15 protein-coding genes and 3 tRNA genes are annotated in these 18,263 nt (G+C 48.7%); 5 read left to right on the plus strand and 13 right to left on the minus strand.

What is annotated here, in order from left to right:
• Positions 1–127 precede the first annotated feature (127 nt).
• Positions 128–1,492 (minus strand): signal recognition particle protein, encoded by a 1,365-nt coding sequence (ffh, locus tag LG288_RS07735; RefSeq protein WP_404399619.1) that lies wholly within the window; start codon positions 1,490–1,492, stop codon positions 128–130.
• Between the two features lie 169 nt (positions 1,493–1,661).
• Between ffh and LG288_RS07740 the strand changes: the two genes are divergently transcribed.
• On the plus strand, positions 1,662–2,456 hold the full coding sequence (locus LG288_RS07740; protein ID WP_404403064.1) for an inner membrane protein YpjD: 795 nt from the start codon (positions 1,662–1,664) through the stop codon (positions 2,454–2,456).
• 68 nt (positions 2,457–2,524) lie between these two features.
• Complete coding sequence (locus LG288_RS07745) at positions 2,525–3,823, plus strand: HlyC/CorC family transporter (RefSeq protein ID WP_404399620.1); 1,299 nt, start codon at positions 2,525–2,527, stop codon at positions 3,821–3,823.
• Here the strand turns inward: LG288_RS07745 and LG288_RS07750 are convergent.
• Both LG288_RS07750 and gshA read right to left on the minus strand, forming a co-directional pair.
• On the minus strand, positions 3,820–4,452 hold the full coding sequence (locus LG288_RS07750) for a hypothetical protein (protein ID WP_404399621.1): 633 nt from the start codon (positions 4,450–4,452) through the stop codon (positions 3,820–3,822). The two genes, LG288_RS07745 and LG288_RS07750, sit on opposite strands and share 4 nt — an antisense overlap.
• 120 nt (positions 4,453–4,572) lie before the next feature.
• Positions 4,573–6,186, minus strand: a complete 1,614-nt coding sequence (gshA, locus tag LG288_RS07755; protein WP_404399622.1) for a glutamate--cysteine ligase — start codon at positions 6,184–6,186, stop codon at positions 4,573–4,575.
• Between the two features lie 199 nt (positions 6,187–6,385).
• Between gshA and LG288_RS07760 the strand changes: the two genes are divergently transcribed.
• Positions 6,386–8,986: a response regulator gene (locus tag LG288_RS07760; RefSeq protein WP_404399623.1), complete on the plus strand. Its 2,601-nt coding sequence runs from the start codon at positions 6,386–6,388 to the stop codon at positions 8,984–8,986.
• 7 nt (positions 8,987–8,993) lie between these two features.
• Positions 8,994–9,167 (plus strand): hypothetical protein, encoded by a 174-nt coding sequence (locus LG288_RS07765; RefSeq protein WP_404399624.1) that lies wholly within the window; start codon positions 8,994–8,996, stop codon positions 9,165–9,167.
• Between the two features lie 19 nt (positions 9,168–9,186).
• Here LG288_RS07765 and LG288_RS07770 read toward each other — a convergent pair whose 3' ends face one another.
• The 9 genes from LG288_RS07770 to LG288_RS07810 form a co-directional block, all read right to left on the minus strand.
• Entirely contained in the window at positions 9,187–10,314 is a 1,128-nt protein-coding gene (locus LG288_RS07770; RefSeq protein WP_404399625.1) for a sodium ion-translocating decarboxylase subunit beta, read from the minus strand.
• Positions 10,315–10,317: 3 nt separating this feature from the next.
• Positions 10,318–12,123: a sodium-extruding oxaloacetate decarboxylase subunit alpha gene (oadA, locus tag LG288_RS07775; RefSeq protein ID WP_404399626.1), complete on the minus strand. Its 1,806-nt coding sequence runs from the start codon at positions 12,121–12,123 to the stop codon at positions 10,318–10,320.
• A 55-nt stretch (positions 12,124–12,178) separates the two neighbouring features.
• Complete coding sequence (locus tag LG288_RS07780; RefSeq protein WP_404399627.1) at positions 12,179–12,424, minus strand: oxaloacetate decarboxylase subunit gamma; 246 nt, start codon at positions 12,422–12,424, stop codon at positions 12,179–12,181.
• 110 nt (positions 12,425–12,534) lie between these two features.
• Positions 12,535–12,611, minus strand: a tRNA-Arg gene (locus LG288_RS07785).
• 24 nt (positions 12,612–12,635) lie between these two features.
• Positions 12,636–12,712, minus strand: a tRNA-Arg gene (locus LG288_RS07790).
• 46 nt (positions 12,713–12,758) lie between these two features.
• Positions 12,759–12,851 (minus strand) — tRNA-Ser (locus tag LG288_RS07795).
• A gap of 152 nt (positions 12,852–13,003) precedes the next feature.
• Entirely contained in the window at positions 13,004–13,201 is a 198-nt protein-coding gene (gene csrA / locus LG288_RS07800; RefSeq protein WP_404399629.1) for a carbon storage regulator CsrA, read from the minus strand.
• Between the two features lie 120 nt (positions 13,202–13,321).
• On the minus strand, positions 13,322–15,925 hold the full coding sequence (alaS, locus tag LG288_RS07805; RefSeq protein ID WP_404399631.1) for an alanine--tRNA ligase: 2,604 nt from the start codon (positions 15,923–15,925) through the stop codon (positions 13,322–13,324).
• A gap of 70 nt (positions 15,926–15,995) precedes the next feature.
• Positions 15,996–16,487, minus strand: a complete 492-nt coding sequence (locus LG288_RS07810) for a regulatory protein RecX (protein WP_404399632.1) — start codon at positions 16,485–16,487, stop codon at positions 15,996–15,998.
• A gap of 42 nt (positions 16,488–16,529) precedes the next feature.
• On the opposite strand from LG288_RS07810, the gene LG288_RS07815 reads away from it, so the two are divergent.
• A complete protein-coding gene (locus tag LG288_RS07815; protein WP_404399633.1) occupies positions 16,530–17,255 on the plus strand; it encodes an SIMPL domain-containing protein in 726 nt (241 codons plus the stop codon).
• On the opposite strand, the gene LG288_RS07820 is transcribed toward LG288_RS07815, so the two are convergent.
• A complete protein-coding gene (locus tag LG288_RS07820; protein WP_404399634.1) occupies positions 17,252–18,262 on the minus strand; it encodes an agmatine deiminase family protein in 1,011 nt (336 codons plus the stop codon). The genes LG288_RS07815 and LG288_RS07820 overlap by 4 nt on opposite strands.
• Position 18,263 lies beyond the last annotated feature (1 nt).

Raw genomic sequence — 18,263 nt, forward strand, 5'->3', positions numbered from 1 at the left:
AAATGTAAAACGTATCTGTAAAAACAGCAAAGCCCTCCGACAGGGTCGGAAGGCTCGGCAATTCTACTTAATTTTTCTTCAAATGCAAGTATTGTCGCCGGATTAGACGTTAATACTCACCCTTTAATCAGGCTCCGGGGAACGAACCCGGTGGCAATTTTCCGCCCATCCCGCGCAGCATTTTTTTCATCCCGCCGCCTTTCATTTTTTTCATCATTTTCTGCATTTGCTGGAACTGCTTCAGTAACTTGTTGACGTCCTGCACCTGAGTGCCCGAGCCAGCTGCGATGCGCCGCTTACGTGAACCTTTGATAACGTCCGGATGGCGGCGCTCCTGAGGAGTCATGGAATTTATGATAGCTTCCATGCGCACGGTTACCTTGTCATCCATCTGACCTTTAATCTGATCAGTCATTTTGCCCATGCCGGGTAATTTATCCATTAATCCCATCATGCCGCCCATATCGCGCATCTGCGCTAGCTGGTCGCGAAAATCCTCCAGCGAAAACTGCCCTTTCTTCATAACCTGGCGGGCTACTTTTTCGGCTTTTTCCTTATCAACCTTGCGCTCGACTTCCTCGACTAAGGATAAGACGTCTCCCATGCCCAGAATACGTGAGGCAACACGCTCTGGATGGAAGGGTTCCAACGCATCGTTCTTTTCTCCGACACCAAGAAATTTAATTGGCTTGCCGGTAACATGACGAATTGATAACGCCGCACCACCGCGGGCATCACCGTCAGTCTTCGTCAAAATAACCCCGGTTAAGGGCAGCGCTTCACTAAACGCTTTAGCTGTTGTCGCCGCGTCCTGTCCGGTCATTGCATCAACAACGAATAACGTCTCGATGGGCTGGATAGCCGTATGCAGCTGCTGAATTTCCTGCATCATGTCTTCATCGATGCTCAAACGACCGGCAGTATCAACGATAACGACATCAACAAATTGCTTTTTCGCCTGCGCAATAGCTGACTGCGCAATCGCCACAGGCTGCTGCTCCGTGGATGATGGGAAAAATTCGACTTCGGTTTGCTCGGCAAGGGTTTCCAGCTGTTTGATAGCGGCCGGACGATAGACGTCGGCACTAACCACCATGACTTTCTTTTTATGCCGCTCTTTTAAAAACTTTGCTAATTTACCGACGCTGGTTGTCTTACCAGCACCTTGTAAACCGGCCATCAAAATGACCGCAGGAGGTTGTGTATTCAGGTTAATGGGGACGTTGGCTTCGCCCATCGCCGCTTCGAGCTCAGACTGGACAATTTTTACAAACACCTGCCCGGGCGTCAGGCTTTTGTTCACCTCGGTACCGACAGCACGCTCTTTTACCCGCGTGATAAACTCCTTCACTACCGGTAAGGCAACATCCGCCTCCAGTAATGCCATCCGCACTTCGCGCAAGGTTTCTTTAATATTGTCATCGGTCAGCCGACCGCGGCCGCCAATATTGCGCAACGATTGCGACAGTCGTTCGCTTAAATTCTCAAACATAGGGGCGATCTCTCGTTATCTCTGCTGTTAGCTCAGTCGTATACTTACATTAATGGCGACAGTATATCTGATTTGCAAGCAATTTTCGCCCTCTGCAACTTGGGTTTATTGCGGCATGATCGTATACTCGAAGCACGTTAACGTTTTAACTCAGGATTGCGAGCTTGTGATGCTCATATTGTTACTGATCATTGCTCTGGTTGGGTACGTTTTGAGTGCGGTTGTCATCTTACAGCACGTTGCTAAAAATCAGCTGACGCACCCGGCTTTTAATAAAATTCCGGCCACTTGTGCAATAATCAGTCACGCTCTGTTAATTTATTCCGAAATATCAGCTGCTGACTTTCATCATATCAATATTGCCCTAAGCCTGAGTAGTGTTGCCTGGTTTATCGCCCTCATTTCACTGTTCCGGGGTTTACAGCCGTCAAACCTGTTATTGCAGCCCGTAATTTACTTGTTTGCCGCCCTGACCAGTTTACTGCTAATTTTTGCGCCGGCAAGCTGGGGGGCGTATATCAGCATGAATCTGGGTCTGTTAGCCCATATTGTGCTGTCGCTGGTGGCTTACGGGGTTTTGGTTTTAGCGACTCTGTACGCTATCCAGGCAGCCTACGTCAGTAACGTCCTGAAACAACGTAAAAGCTCAATCATTTTTAATAAGTTGCCGCCCTTATTGACGGTCGAACGATATTTTTTCCGGTTACTGTCTACGGGCACGCTGTTATTATTTCTGTCGCTGATCAGCGGCTTTATCTTCCTGGAAAATATGTTCGCTCAGCATATCGCTCACAAGACCATTTTAAGCCTTATCGCCGCATTTATTTACGTAATTGCCTATGTGACCCACCGGATAACCGGCTCTCGTGGCAAATTAATGATTGCGCTAACGGTTAGCGGAACCATTCTGTTAACTTTGGCCTATTTTGGTAGCCGTTTTGTTAAGGATATTCTGCTCAGTTGAGCAGGACTTGACTAATTTTTTATGACCTCTAAATTGTCACATTCAGTTTTGAGCAAAGGACGCTAATCTTGGACGATATCTCAACGGGCATGCTGCTCGTTATTCTAGTGGTACTGATTGCACTATCCGCGTATTTCTCCGGCTCTGAAACCGGCATGATGTCGATAAACCGTTATCGCCTGCGACACCTGGTGCAGGGGCAACACAAGGGAGCTACCCGGGTTCAGTACTTACTGGATCGCCCGGATCGGTTGATTGGCTTGATTTTAATTGGCAATAACCTGGTTAATATTGCCGCCTCCGCAATCGCTACCATTTTATGTATGCGCTGGTTTGGCGATGCCGGTATTGTGATTGCCACCTTTGGCCTGACTCTGGTTATTTTGATCTTTGCCGAAGTAACTCCTAAAACCATCGCCGCCCTTCATCCAGAACGGGTGGCTTTTCCCAGTTCAGTTATTTTACGGCCGCTTCTTCGCATCATGTACCCGGTGGTCAGCTCCGTTAACTTTATTACCAATGCCTTTATGCGCTTGCTCGGTGTGGATCCTAAACAAGCACAGATGGGTGATGCCTTAAGTTCGGAAGAGCTTAGAACCGTTGTTAACGAAGCCGGCAACTTAATTCCGACATCGCACCAGGAAATGCTGACCAGTATTCTGGATCTGGAAAAAGTTACGGTTGAAGACGTGATGATCCCGCGTAACGAAATTATTGGTATCGATATTAATGATCCCTGGTCAAGAATTCTCAAACAAATTGAGCATGCCCAGCATACCCGGGTGCTGTTGTATCGTAATGACATTGATGATGCCGTCGGCTTTTTACATGCCCGCGACATCATGCGCCTGATGACTAAAAATCAGCTGGAAGCCGATAAATCACTGCTTGTCAGAGCCGTGCGGGATATCTACTTTATTCCGGAAGGCACTCCTCTGAATGTCCAGTTATTAAAGTTTCAACGCCGGAAAGAGCGTATTGGGCTGGTGGTTGACGAGTATGGGGACATCCAGGGTCTGGTCACGCTGGAAGATATTCTGGAAGAAATTGTTGGTGACTTTACCACTTCGATGGCGCCACCGCCGAGTGAAACCGTTACGGTTCAGCCCGACGGCAGCTTTCTGGTCGAAGGCAGTGCGAATCTACGCGAGCTGAATAAAGAAATGTCCTGGCAGTTTCCAACAGACGGTCCCAAAACACTCAGCGGATTAATTATTGAACAGTATGGGGACATACCCTCAGCCCGCATGAGTCTGCGTTTAGGTGGTTATCCGGTGGAATTAATTGAAGTTGGCGACACCATGATAAAGCAGGTTCGGGTGTTGCCTCAGTTTTACACTTCTCCTGAGACAAAACGCGAAGATTAGCCGAAAAACAGATTCCATAACCACCCATGCTGCAAGTCTTCTTCGCAGCCCTTAAGTTGCTGCGCATAAGTAAGCGAGCGGCGCTTAACGCGCTGGGATGTTTTTACCAACCAGGGCTTACTTAAATAGCTTTTGCGCTGATAGCCGCCCCAGCCCTCGTGGTAGTTTAAATACTGACCGTAAGCGTCCCATTTCGAAACCCCGTTAACCTGATGGGTTTTGTCAATAAACCAACCCATAAAGTCAATCGCATCTTCAAAGTCGGTACGGCTGGCCCAGCCATTGCCCGTTTCACGCTGATAATCTTTCCAGGTCATAGTTTTCGCCTGCGAGTAGCCATAAGCACTGCTCACTCTGCCCCACGGAATAAAGCCTAACAGGTAATCTCTGGGGGGTAGGGCATTATGGCGAAAAGAACTTTCCTGGTACATCATTGCCATCGGCACGTGAATGGGAACGCCCCACTTGTCACGCACATCTGCCGCAGCATGATACCAGTCCGTTTTTTCGTTAAAAATATCGCAGATATTATCCGGCGACTTTGGCGGTGGTGTCGCACAGCCAGTTACTAACATAGCCACAGAGCCAGTCAGACCAATTAAAAAAAACTTTTTTAAACTTTTTTTCATGATTTTTGAACTTTTCGCCCGGCAACAACTCTGAGTAAGTGAGCAGCGATGTTGTGTTCATCCCTTGAATAATGTTTTTTAGCGCAGTCTTTTGACTGCGCTTTTTTTTTTGCCAAGTCCTCAAGACTTTAAGCCGGAGTTTTTGGCTTGTTTAAAATAGTTATCTAAAAAAATATCAAAATCAACGACATTGTCTTGCTTTTCGCGCTCTGCGAATGCCTTTTCAGACTCCGAACGCCAACTTTCAAAATCGCCACTCTGGTAGTATTCAAACGGTTCGTTAGCCAGCTGCGTCCGGTATTTGTGGGCTAAGTCCATACCCAGATTACTGAAGTCCCAGTTATTTTCCTGCAGTATTGCCATCACCCGGCCCGATAATGTCAGTTCCGGATTAAGCACTGCCTGATACAACTCGTTCAAATGCTGTTGGTAACAGCCGGCGTTGTCCGAATACGTATCCAGAGATTTCGCCAGTACCGAAAAGTCAGCAAACAATTCTTCCAGCCAGTCAGCCATTAATCGCTGATGCCCGTTTTGCCAAAGCTCCAGTCTCGGATTGCGACCTTCCATAACCACTCGGGTAAAGTTGGCATCATAATGCTGTTGTTCCGGCCAGGACATAGTCGGGCTATCCTGCAGCAGGCAGTGCAACAACAGCATATCCAGAAAATAGATTTGCTGGTCACTAATGCCAACCTCGCTAAAGGGATTACAATCAAGTGCGCGGATTTCAATATATTCAATACCGCCCCGCTCCAACGCCTGACTTGGAGTTTCCCCGCCGGCAGCGGTTCGCTTAGGACGGACCGGCGAATAAAATTCATTTTCAATTTGCAGAATATTGTCGTTTAACTGCTGATAACGGCCGTCGACCTTTACCCCAATTTTCGCAAACTCTTTAGACCGCGTAGTTATCGCTTTGCGCAGACCCTGAACGTATTCCTCTAACGAATTATAGGTAATACCCAAGCTGGCTTGCTCTTTATTGGTATAACCTAAGTCACTCATCCGCAGTGACGTTGCATACGGCAAATAGGCGGTGCCTTGACCCAACCGCTTAAAATTCCATTCGCTGTCTTTGTGTTCAGTCCCGGTCTGACTAAAAAACGACTGGCAAAATGCTGGTGAGGCCCCGAACAAATAAGGGATCACCCAGGCCACCCGTTTAAAGTTGCGAATCAGGTCAAAGTATTTTTGCGATCGGAATTCAGCCGTATCAGCACAGCCTTGCTGCTGCGCTAATTGCTGCCACATTGCCTCGGAAACAGAGAAGTTATAATGCACCCCGGAGATAACCTGCATGGTTGCTCCATACCGGTTGGTCAGCCCCTGGCGATACAGGCTTTTCATCTTTCCGGAGTGTGATTCACCATATTTTGCAATGCGAATATCGCTGTCCGAGCCGATATAACAAGGCATACTTAAGGGCCAAAGTAACTCGTCACCAATCGCCCGATAAGTAGCGCGGTGAATATCCCGCAACTGCGCCAGCGTTTCGTGTATCTGTGTGGCAACAGGAGTAATGAATTCCAGTAAGTTTTCTGAGTAGTCCGTGGTAATGGTCGGATGTGTCAGTGTTTTGCCCAGCGCGACCGGGTGATCGCTGGTGGCAAGGGAGCCATCCTCTTTGATACGAAGCGTCTCACGCTCGATGCCCCGATGTATTCCTGACCAGGCAATCCCTTGTTGAGCTTGATTAAGTTGCTCAACGAGAGCTTCTAATGTTTTTTGCAAAGTAAAACTCCATAACACCTTTATATTGCGGTTAACCTCAAAGCTTACTGGGAATTGCGAAAAACGTCTATCTTTGCCATTAAGTTTCCCAATAACTTGGCGAATTTTAAGCGCCGTGGCACACTGTTTGTCATCCAGTAATGCGAGCTGTTCCCGGTCGCACGCGCAACGTCATCAAACCAATTTGGCCTTTACAAAAATGAATTCATTGTGGACCTTAATGCAGGTCGCGATTATCGCTCTGCAATCGATCAGTCTGGTTTTTTACCTGATACTTCCGGCGCCATGGGATGCTACCGCGTTAGTAGTCGCCGTCATCATGAGTCTATTTCTGGCCATCAGCATCTGGCTCTGGACACGCCGATCGTCCCTGACATCACCGTTGCAACAGCCGTTTTTATCCTCCGACTCCTTACATTTGTTTGAGCAAGTTTTTAACGATCTGCCTACCCGGGTTTACTGGCGAGACCAGGACCTGCGCTTATTGGGCGGTAATCGCGCGTTTTGTCAGGACATGGGAGTAACCGACCAGACCTTAAGTGGCAAGGCAGACGAAGAAATTAGCGTATTAGCGTCCAACCCACTTTTGCTGCAACGCGATCAATTAACCTACAACGCGAAAAGCGCATCCTGCAATGAAGAACTCGAACTGCATTTGTCCAGCAACAAGCGCTGGGTCGAACACTCCAGCGTCCCTTTATACGATGATGATCGAAATATCATTGGCATTTTGGGAAGTTATTACGATATTTCCGGTATTAAATCAGTGGCCGAGCAAATGCAAAAGGCAAAGGAAACCGCTGAGCAGGCAAATCAGGCGAAAGGCGAATTTCTGGCTAATATGAGTCATGAGATCCGCACGCCGATTAATGCAATTGTGGGTATGGCGAATTTATGCCTGAAAACAGAACTGAACCAAAAACAGAAACGCTACATAAATGTCATCGACTCTTCTTCACAGGCGCTGCTGGGCGTTATCAATGACATTCTCGACTTTTCTAAAATTGACGTTGGCAAGTTAACCATCGAACGTATCCCCTTTGATTTGCAGAATGTGCTGTCCTCTCTGGCTGACATGTTTGCTTATAAGGCCTACGATAAAGACCTGGAATTTATCATTAACCTGCCGGCTAATATTCCAACCAAATTACTCGGCGATCCACTGCGGTTAAACCAGGTACTGGTAAATTTAGTCAGCAATGCCATTAAGTTTACTGACGAGGGCGAAATTAATGTCGCCGTCACCTTACTAGAAAAAAGCGATACACAAGTCTGGCTGCGTATCTCCGTTACGGACACCGGTATCGGTATGGACGAAGAGCAACGTGCTAATTTATTCCAGGCCTTTACCCAAGCCGACAGCTCCACTACCCGAAAATATGGAGGTACCGGACTCGGCCTGGCCATATCCCGGCGTCTTATCCAGCTAATGCAGGGAGATATTGGGGTAACTAGCGGTGTAGGCCAGGGTTCAGCCTTTTATGTCGAACTAGCATTACCTCTGCAGAAGCACCAGGACGACTCTCATCACCAATACCTAACGCAAAAATTACAGGGCTGTAAGGTGCTGGCGATCGACGATAATTTAAGCACCCGCGAAATGATCCAGGAAATACTGCGCAGCTATCAAGTGGATGTTAAAGTCTGCCGTACAGCAGAACAAGCTATAGAGCTTTATCGACAGTCGGTCAGCGAGGGTCAACCATATCAGCTGATCCTGGTTGACTGGCGTCTTCCCGGTATGGACGGTCTGGAGTTTTGCCAGCGAATTACGGATAACTATCCTGCAGAGCAACAACCCAAGTTGATACTGGCAACCGGTTATTACATTGAAGAGCTAAGCGACAAAGCACGTCAGGCCGGTGTTGCTGACATTCTGTCCAAGCCCTATACAGCCTCGGCATTAGGCCATAGCTTAAGTTCCGTGTTATTCCCCGGCAGCAGTACTGCTCAGGACAGCAATGCTCAGCAGGTTAAAATTCCAAAAAGTATTTTGCGCGCTCCGGTGCTGGTTGTAGAAGATAACGAAATAAATCAGCAGGTGGCAAAAGAGCTACTAAGCTCGCATCAATTTCAGGTGGATATTGCCGAGCATGGCCAGGCAGCGTTAGAGGCACTCGAGAAAAAACAGTACGCCATTGTACTGATGGACATTCAGATGCCTGTCATGGATGGTTTAACCGCTGCCCGAAAAATTCGCGCACATTACAACTACCAGCAACTGCCGATTCTGGCAATGACGGCGAATGCTATGAGTGGCGATGAAGAGCGCTCACTCGCCGCCGGTATGCAGGGGCATATTGCCAAACCCATCAACGAACAACAGTTATTAAAGGCGATCGTAAAATGGGCCGTTCCCGGTGATTATGAACAGCACGAATCGGCTGAGCCAAAGGTTGGGTCAGAGTCATCCAGCCCGACCCCAAATAAGGTTAAATACCCCCAGACAAAAGGTATAAACTTTGACGCTGCACTGGCGCGGCTGGGGAACAATGTGGAATTATATTTAAAGCTGGTCGAGCAGTTACATCAACAATATCAGAACAGTGCCATGAAGGTGTCCGATTTTATTACTCGCGGCCAGCATGACAGCGCGCGCCGCTATTTTCATTCACTGAAAGGCGCTGCGGGCAATTTAGGACTTGATTCTTTACAATCCAAGGCCGACGAATTAGAGCAGTTTATGGCCGCGGGTAATATTGATAAAGTAGCTGACCAGATAACGGTTCTGGAGCAGCGCCTGCAGCATGCCTATCAGGCCGCAAGCGATTTAGACGCTATCCAGCATCACCAATCATAGAGGGTTTATGACACGTTTTTTGTTTTTAATACCGCTAGTATTAAGCCTGCTTTGGTTGGCTTACTTAAACATTAATGGCTGGACTATAAAGCAAGGGCTGAAAGGCTTTCTTTACATTGCCATATTCAGTGGCGCTATTGCTGCTTTTTATACCATCCTGATGTTCATAACCGGCCGCTAACAGCCGCCGGTTATGCTGTTTAAACCAGCGCCAATAGTACCCCTGCCGCGACAGCCGAGCCCAATACTCCGGCAACATTAGGCCCCATCGCGTGCATTAACAGAAAGTTGCTTTGATTGGCGTCCAGACCAACTTTATTGACCACCCGTGCAGCCATGGGTACCGCCGAAACACCCGCCGCACCAATCAGGGGATTAATCGGGCTACGGCTAAATCGCCCCATAACTTTGGCCATCAGGATACCGCTGGCAGTACCGATTGAAAAAGCCACCGCCCCCAGCACCAAAATACCTAAGGTTGTAAAACTAAGGAACTGTTCTGCTTGTAACTTCGATCCCACAGCCAGACCCAGGAAGATTGTAACAATATTAATTAACTCATTTTGAGTGGTTTTCGTTAACCGTTCAACCACGCCCGACTCGCGCATTAGGTTGCCCAGACAAAACATCCCGACCAACGGCGTTGCGCTGGGTAAAAACAGTAATGTCAGCAAAATCACCGCCAGCGGAAAGAATAGTTTTTCGCGGCCGGCAACAGGCCGCAACTGTTCCATTTTTATCTGCCGTTCTTCTTCACTGGTCAGCAGCTTCATAATTGGTGGCTGGATAATAGGCACCAGTGCCATGTATGAGTATGCAGCTACAGCAATAGCTCCTAATAAATCAGGAGCCAGCTTGGAGGCAAGAAAAATGGCTGTCGGCCCATCAGCTCCGCCAATAATCGAAATAGCTGCCGCATCGGCAAGGCTGAACTCAATACCGGGGATAACATTTAAGCCGATTGCGCCAAACAGCGTGGCAAAAATACCAAATTGGGCGGCTCCGCCCAGTAGCATCATTTTAGGATTGGCCAGCAGCGGTCCAAAGTCCGTGAGTGCACCAACCCCCATAAAAATGAGTAACGGGAACATGCCGGTATCAATACCGACGGTATAAACATAGTAAAGCACGCCGCCCGGGTCATTAAAGCCACCCAGGGGGATATTAGCCAGTATCGCGCCAAAGCCAATGGGTAGCAGTAATAAGGGTTCAAATTTTTTCGCGATCGCCAGATACAATAACACAGCGCCCACCACCATCATTCCGGCCTGACCCAGTGTCATCGCCGAAATACCGGTGGTATTCCATAACGTCAGTAGCTTATCCATAATTTAGCCCAAGGTAACCAGATCATCGCCAACGGACACTGCGTCACCCTCTTTAACATGAATTTTTTGCACCTTGCCGTCATTATCGGCTTTTATATCGGTTTCCATTTTCATTGCCTCCATGACCAGCACCACATCGCCCGCTTTGACCGTTGATCCCTGCTCAGCAACCACTTTAAAAATATTACCGGCCAGTGGCGCAGTCAGTGTTTCTCCCTCACTCGTCGGCGCGCTTGTTGTCTGCGACGAAGCTGAACTATCCGATTTTGTCTCTACCTGCTCTAAATCACCGGCCGGCCCTACGGTTACCCGATAATGCTTACCCTCGACCTCAACATCGTACTGTTCAGGCTCGCCTGTCGGTGGCGCCGGCTGTTGCCCGGTTTCCTTTGATTCGGCTGCGGCTGTTTTGTCTTCAGATGTTTGTGGTTTTGGCTCAAAAGCTTCGGGATTGTCACGGTTTTTGAGGAATTTAAGTCCTATTTGCGGGAACAGCGCGTAGGTCAGTACGTCATCAATAACATCATCGGCCAAGCGAATATTGTCTTCGCGGGCGCGCTCTTTTAATTGCTCTGTTAACTCATCCAGCTCGTTATCGAGGCGATCAGCTGGACGTTCGGTTATCGGCTCTTCACCATCCAGTACCCGCGCCTGCAACTCTTCGTTAACCGGCGCTGCAGTCGCTCCATACTCGCCCTTTAATACCGCTGCTGTTTCTTTTGAAATATTTTGGTAACGCTCACCACTTAACACATTCAGCACAGCCTGGGTGCCTACAATTTGTGAGGTTGGCGTTACCAGCGGAATAAAACCCAGGTCTTCACGGACTTTTGGTATTTCTTCTAAAACCTGATCAAATTTTTCCAGCGCTCCTTGCTCTTTTAACTGGTTTTCCATGTTAGTAAGCATTCCGCCGGGTACCTGAGCCAGCAAAATACGAGCATCTACGCCTTTTAATGAACCTTCAAACTGGGCATACTTTTTACGAACACCGCGGAAGTAACCTGCAATATCGGCCAGTAATGGTAAATCAAGCCCCGTATCCCGATCCGTATTTTCGGTCATCGCGACCAGGGTTTCTGTAGGAGAATGCCCATAAGTCATACTCATAGAGGAAATAGCCGTGTCCAACATATCGATGCCGGCTTCAATTGACTTTTGATAGGTCGCCACACTTAATCCCGTGGTTGCGTGGCACTGCATGGCAATTGGCAGATTGGTCTTTTCTTTTAAACCGGATACCAGCTCAAAAGCATCGTTAGGACGTAATAAACCTGCCATGTCCTTAATACACAGCGAGTCACATCCCATCGCTTCAAGTTGTTGTGCCATTTCCAGCCATTTATCCAGGGTATGTACCGGGCTGACTGTATAAGAAAGGGTTCCCTGAGCGTGTCCTTCAACGTCTTTGGCTGCCTTAATAGCTGTTTCGAGATTGCGGGTATCGTTCATTGCATCAAAAATGCGAAACACATCGACACCATTTTCTCTTGCCCGCTCGACAAAGCGTTTGACCACGTCATCGGCATAATGACGATAGCCTAATAAGTTTTGACCCCGCAACAACATTTGCTGAGGCGTATTGGGCATGGCTTTACTTAGCTCCCGGATGCGCTCCCAGGGGTCCTCTCCTAAATAGCGGATACAGGCGTCAAACGTCGCCCCTCCCCACGATTCCATCGACCAGTAACCTACCTGATCCAACTGCTCGGCAATGGGCAGCATATCATCGATGCGCATGCGCGTAGCCAGCAACGACTGGTGAGCATCACGTAACACTAATTCCGTGAGTTTAAGTGGGTTACTCATAATCAGATTCTCCTTTTCTTAACTCGTCGCTGTCTATTTGCTGATGCCAAAAACCCTACTGACGTTTTTGACGGTAGCGATAAACAGCGGCACTGATCGCTGCAAGCACTTGGGGTGATGCAGGATCTGATGAGTTGCTGGATTGTTGCTGTGCCGGCGAGGGGGATTGAGTAGCCGGTTTTGGAGCGGGAATAAAGCGAGCCATCAAAGTCATCACTAAAATCAGCAACAGCAGAAAGGCAAGTACCACGGCCATTCCCACCAACATGATTTCAGCAGCATTTGAAAATAATTCGGACACGAAATAACTCCTGCCGTTACAGCATTTAATTGTTATGAAAACATTAAATACCATGGTAACAGGCTTAGCAAGGAGATAAACCGTATTATAGTGGATATAAAGGAATGAAATGGCGCGCTCGGGAGGACTCGAACCTCCAACCGCCTGGTTCGTAGCCAGGTACTCTATCCAGTTGAGCTACGAGCGCACACTAATCAGAATTGGTAAAACGTGGCGCGCTCGGGAGGACTCGAACCTCCAACCGCCTGGTTCGTAGCCAGGTACTCTATCCAGTTGAGCTACGAGCGCGTTGTATTTTACTACGTCAGGATACCAATTTAACCCGAAGGGAAAATGGCGGAGAGAGAGGGATTCGAACCCTCGATAGGGCTACAAACCCTATACTCCCTTAGCAGGGGAGCGCCTTCAGCCACTCGGCCACCTCTCCTTAACGTTGTGGCGTGAATTCTAGCGATGTTGGCAATAATGTCAATCGCTTTTTTATAAATTCAATGCCAAGTGTGGGATATTTGACCATCTCGTGCGAATTTCCGTCAAAAACCCCTAAAATAGCAAAAGCCAGCAATTGCTGGCTTTTTTTCAGGATTCGCCTGACGGCTCGCCTTCGTCATTGCGTTCCGACTGGATACGCATATAAATTTCTTCGCGGTGGACAGAAACTTCTTTCGGCGCGTTAACGCCAATCCGTACTTGATTACCCTTTACGCCCAGAACCGTTACTGATACGTCATCACCTATCATCAGGGTTTCACCGACGCGGCGAGTTAAAATTAACATGAGTTGCTCCTTCAATACTGTTCCGCTTTAACAGCGAGTGTGAACATTTCCCTAAGTACCTGCTTGGCAGTGTAACAATATTCACAACAAAGACACTATAACGAAGCATATATTCCTACGTTAACAATTAACCTTTTGTTGTAACCAGGTTGTTGCCGTTGCCAATGCTTCACTCAGGTGTTCTGGTTTCGAACCGCCGGCTTGCGCCATATCCGGTCTGCCGCCCCCTTTTCCGCCAACAACGTTGGCTGCTTGGTTCACCAGATCTCCGGCTTTCACTTTACTGGTCAGATCTTTGGTAACACCGGCAATTAAACTGACTTTTCCTGCTTGAGCCGTACCCAGTAATACGATACCTGTGCCTAATTGGTTCTTTAAATCATCAACTAAACCGCGCAGCGCTTTGGGATCAGTTTGTTCCAGTTCCGCAACGATCGCTTTAATGCCATTGATATCAGTAGCCTGGTTAATCAACCCGCCACCCGCTTGCTGAGCAAGTTTTTGCTGAAGCTGTTGTTTTTCTCGCTCCAGCTCTTTGGTTTTGTTTTGTAACTGCGCTACTTTTTCCGTTACCGAGCGGGTATCGGTTTTGAACTCATCGGCAAGTTGAGCCAATATTTTTTGCTGAGCCTGGGTATAGTCGATAGCGGCAGCTCCGGTTACCACTTCAAGTCGGCGCACCCCGGAGGCGATGCCGGTTTCGTTAGTAATGCGGAACAGGCCAATATCGCCCGTTGCATGGACGTGTGTGCCGCCGCACAGTTCCATGGAAAACTCGCCCATGCTTACTACTCGGACGTGCTCATCGTATTTTTCACCGAATAAGGCCATGGCACCGGCCTGCTTAGCTTCTTCGATCGGCATTAACTGTGTTTGTAATGGCATGTTAGCGCGAATTTGTGCATTAACCTCACGCTCCAGCTGCTCAATTTGTGCCGGCGTTAATGGCTCAAAGTGGGCAAAATCAAAGCGCATACGTTCAGCCTCGACTAAGGAGCCTTTTTGACTGACATGCTCTCCCAACAGATTACGCAGGGCTGCGTGCAGTAAATGTGTCGCCGAGTGATTGCGACGAATATTGTTCCGCCGCGCAGCATCAACGATGGCCTCAACGGGTTGCTCAAGCGCCAGGGTTGTCGTAGCCTGACCATGATGAGCAATTGCTTTGCCAATATATTGAGTGTCACTAACCAGGAACTCGCCATCGGCAAACAACAGCCGCCCTTTATCACCAACCTGGCCGCCACTTTCAGCATAAAAGGGAGTTTGTGATAAGACAATGATGCCCTGCTCTCCGGCATTCAGCCGCTCAACTGCCTGACCCTGTTTGAATATTTCGACCACCACCGCATTCGCATTATCTTCGTGATAACCGAGGAATTCACTTTGCTGTGCGGACTTTAACTGGTGATTATAGTCAACACCAAACTGAGACGATTGCTGAGCTCTTTGTCGTTGCTCTGCCATCGACTGCTGGAAGCCGGCTTCGTCAATGGTTAAGTTTCGCTCCCGGGCAATATCTGCGGTTAAGTCCAGGGGGAAGCCATAGGTATCATACAGTTTAAACACCACATCGCCGGGAATAACGGTTTCGCTCAAGCCTTCAATTTGCTCATTTAATATGGCCAGGCCGCGCTCCAGTGTTTTCGCAAACTGTTGCTCCTCGCGTTGCAGTGCCTGCTCAATAATTTGTTGTTTATCCTGTAATTCCGGGTAAGCATCACCCATTTGATCAATCAGTGCACTGACCAACTGATAAAAGAATGCCTGCTTAGCCCCTAACAAATGTCCGTGCCGCACCGCGCGGCGGATAATCCGGCGCAGTACGTAACCACGGCCTTCATTAGAAGGCATTACGCCGTCGACGATTAAGAACGAGCAGGAGCGAATGTGATCGGCAATAACCCGCAACGATTTGTTATCCGTATCAGTAGTTCCGACCGCCTGCGCAGCCGCCTGAATCAGTGCCTGGAAAGTATCAATTTCGTAATTACTGTGGACATTTTGTAAAATAGCGGCAATGCGCTCCAGCCCCATCCCGGTATCAATAGAGGGGTCAGGCAGCGGTTCGAGAGTACCGTCAGCCTGACGATTGTACTGCATAAACACCAAGTTCCAGATTTCGATAAAGCGGTCGCCGTCTTCTTCTGCTGTACCCGGAGGGCCGCCCCAAACATCGGGACCGTGGTCGTAAAAAATTTCCGAACAAGGACCACAAGGGCCGGTATCACCCATCGACCAGAAATTATCCTTCTCACCAATACGTGAAATCCGGTCCGTTGGCACACCAATATCCTTTGCCCAGATATCATAAGCTTCATCATCTTCGGTAAAAACAGTAATCCAAAGCTTTTCGGCTGACAGCTTTAGTTCCTCGGTTAGAAATTGCCAGGCATATTCAATCGCCTGCTTTTTAAAGTAATCGCCAAAACTGAAGTTACCCAGCATTTCGAAAAACGTATGGTGACGGGCCGTATACCCTACGTTTTCCAGGTCGTTGTGTTTCCCGCCGGCACGTAAACAACGTTGAGCTGAGACGGCGCGGTTGTAACGACGTTCGTCGGTACCTAAAAACACGTCTTTAAAGGGCACCATACCGGCGTTAGTAAACAGCAGCGTCGGGTCGTTAGCCGGAATCATCGAAGCCGAGGGCACGCGCTCGTGACCACGGTCAGCGAAAAACTGTAAAAAACTCTCACGAATTTGGGCGCTGTTCATGCTCATTTAATATCCTGTTAACCATTAATTTTTAGCAAAATTTGCTGCGTAGATTATCACGAAGCTATTGCCTCGCCTAGTTTTCAAGCTCGCCAATCACGGCAAATATGTCATCACTACCAAACCCTCTTTGCTGCAAATACCTTACGCGCTTTGCCCAGCCTTTTCGGTCTGCCGGTGGTTGCTCGCCAAACTTTCTTTGCTGCACTTCGCGGCAGCGTTCGCGCCAATCGACAGCTTCACTTTGCAGTGCTGCGTCGACCATCTGCCGTTCAACGCCCCGCTGCTGTGTCGCCTGAGCCACAATTTTTAACGGCCCCTGCCCTTGTCTCAGTTTTTCCCGCACGAAACTTGCCGCGAAGCGCTCATCACTTTGCCAACCCTGTTGGGCCAGCCAGTCCAGCAGTGGTTCCACATCAGCTTTTGCCCAGCCCTTGCGGGATAGTTTTTCGGCTAACTCAAAACGGCTGTGTTCACGCCGGGTCAGTAACCGCAATGCACTCTCTTTCAGCGCCTGAAAATCGCTGCTTGATACAGCTTTGACCTCGTCCGTGGAACTTTCATCCATTGCTTTACTCCAAACATCTAAATTAATAACACGAGGTTACTTATGAAACACTCGGATCCTTTTTGGAAACCCACTCTAATTTTAACCGCTTGTCTGTTACTGCTCATGACCTTTACCAGTGCAGCTCAGAGTAACGCCGCTAACGGTATTAAAGTAACCGGCAGTGCCAGCATCAAAGCGGTTCCGGATCAGGCATCCATTTCATTTACGGTCGAACACAGTGGCCAAAAACTTAACTCGTTAAAAACTCAGGTTGACCAGGTCAGCCGCAAGCTAATTGATATTTTAGTAGAAAAAAAAGTAGAAAAAACCAATATTCGTTCGTACCGCCTGCAAGTTTATCCACGCTACCAAAATAACGACGGCAAAAGTCGTCACAAGGACTTTGTTGTGCGTCGCTCGATAGAAGTAACGCTCGACTCCCTGGATAATTATGATCAAATTATTGATTTGGCTCTGGCCCAGGGGGTAACACGAGTAGACCGCATCCAGTTCCGGGTCTCTGATCAGCATAGCCTTTACCAGCAGGCTTTACAGCAGGCGTTTAAAGATGCCAGGAAAAAAGCGCTGGGTCTGGCAAAGACAGCGCAATTACAGTTAGGCTCCGCAGTGCGAATTGAGGAGCAATCACGTTCACAACCCGCCGGCATGCAAATTGCGGAAATGAGTACGCGCCGTCAGTCGCCCTCATTGCCCGGGCAACAAGAAATTGAGGCGCGCATTGATGTTTATTTTGAAATCATGAAAGCGACCACCAGCGAGCGTTAAAACGGCAATAGCGCTTCAGGAACCTGGGCCGTAACACAGTGTAAACCACCGCCGCCCAGGACCAGCTCGCGGGCATTGAAAGTCTCCAGACGGTAATCCGGTAAAGCCGTTTGCAGCACTTCCAGTACCCGTAAATCCTCCGCGATTTGGTATTGCGGTACAATTAAAACCTTTGCCAAAGCAATCAGATTAACGTAACTAAGCAATAAGGGTAATTGCTCAGTCCGCGCCAATGCGCCTTCAATGCGCTTAACCCGCTGTCGTTCACTAGCAGTAGCGGGACGTGGTAATGGCAGCGGCAGGGCAATTTTTCGAATCATCGGCGGTAACTGCTGAAGTTGCTGATGTAATTGCTGACAGGCCTCAAAGTCGGGATGTTGCGGATTATCTGTGTACGCGTAAACGATAATGTCGTCAGCGATAAAAAGCGCCATATTATCAATATGACCATGAGTTTCATCAGCGCTCAGGCGGGTATCAATAAACACGGGTTTTAGCGGCTTAAGCTGCTCTGTTAGCTGCTGTCTAAGCTCGCCCGTCCGTAGTTGCGGATTACGTTCGCGTAAGCAGCTGAAGCCGATCAATACCCACTCGCCGTTGTGACTGAAGTTACCGCCCTCAGCAATAATAGAACTGACGTTAAGCGGCACTCCGGTAAACAGACGCTTGGCCAGCGTCGCGTCCTGCTGATAACTTGACTGCACTGCGCCCCAACCGTCAAAGCTTGGTAGCCAGCCCTGCCAGTTAAGCTGGTTGTTTGCCTTCGCGTCCATTGCCGGGATATCCAGCCTTGCCCACAAAGGCAGGATATCCCGCAACCAGATATCGTCGTAGCAGGCCATTGCTGTGGTTAACATTCTACAAGGCTGATAGCGGGCGATGACCCGCTGCAATTGTTTAATGGTCTCTAAGGCCGGTCCGGCATCCGCTCGCCATACCTCCGGCCGGTAGGGTTCCGCAAGCAGACAGACCTGTTCGCCGGAATAGTCCTTAAACCAGCGCAGCATA

The organism is Idiomarina seosinensis, from assembly GCF_044797955.1.
GTDB classification, from domain to species: domain Bacteria; phylum Pseudomonadota; class Gammaproteobacteria; order Enterobacterales; family Alteromonadaceae; genus Idiomarina; species Idiomarina seosinensis_A.

Coding starts and splice junctions, on each gene's coding strand:
- alaS (WP_404399631.1), bottom strand. CDS start 15,925: ATGAGCATGAACAGCGCCCAAATTCGTGAGAGTTTTTTACAGTTTTTC.
- LG288_RS07750 (WP_404399621.1), bottom strand. CDS start 4,452: ATGAAAAAAAGTTTAAAAAAGTTTTTTTTAATTGGTCTGACTGGCTCT.
- LG288_RS07820 (WP_404399634.1), bottom strand. CDS start 18,262: ATGCTGCGCTGGTTTAAGGACTATTCCGGCGAACAGGTCTGTCTGCTT.
- LG288_RS07765 (WP_404399624.1), top strand. CDS start 8,994: ATGACACGTTTTTTGTTTTTAATACCGCTAGTATTAAGCCTGCTTTGG.
- LG288_RS07810 (WP_404399632.1), bottom strand. CDS start 16,487: ATGGATGAAAGTTCCACGGACGAGGTCAAAGCTGTATCAAGCAGCGAT.
- csrA (WP_404399629.1), bottom strand. CDS start 13,201: ATGTTAATTTTAACTCGCCGCGTCGGTGAAACCCTGATGATAGGTGAT.
- LG288_RS07770 (WP_404399625.1), bottom strand. CDS start 10,314: ATGGATAAGCTACTGACGTTATGGAATACCACCGGTATTTCGGCGATG.
- LG288_RS07740 (WP_404403064.1), top strand. CDS start 1,662: ATGCTCATATTGTTACTGATCATTGCTCTGGTTGGGTACGTTTTGAGT.
- ffh (WP_404399619.1), bottom strand. CDS start 1,492: ATGTTTGAGAATTTAAGCGAACGACTGTCGCAATCGTTGCGCAATATT.
- LG288_RS07815 (WP_404399633.1), top strand. CDS start 16,530: ATGAAACACTCGGATCCTTTTTGGAAACCCACTCTAATTTTAACCGCT.
- LG288_RS07760 (WP_404399623.1), top strand. CDS start 6,386: ATGAATTCATTGTGGACCTTAATGCAGGTCGCGATTATCGCTCTGCAA.
- oadA (WP_404399626.1), bottom strand. CDS start 12,123: ATGAGTAACCCACTTAAACTCACGGAATTAGTGTTACGTGATGCTCAC.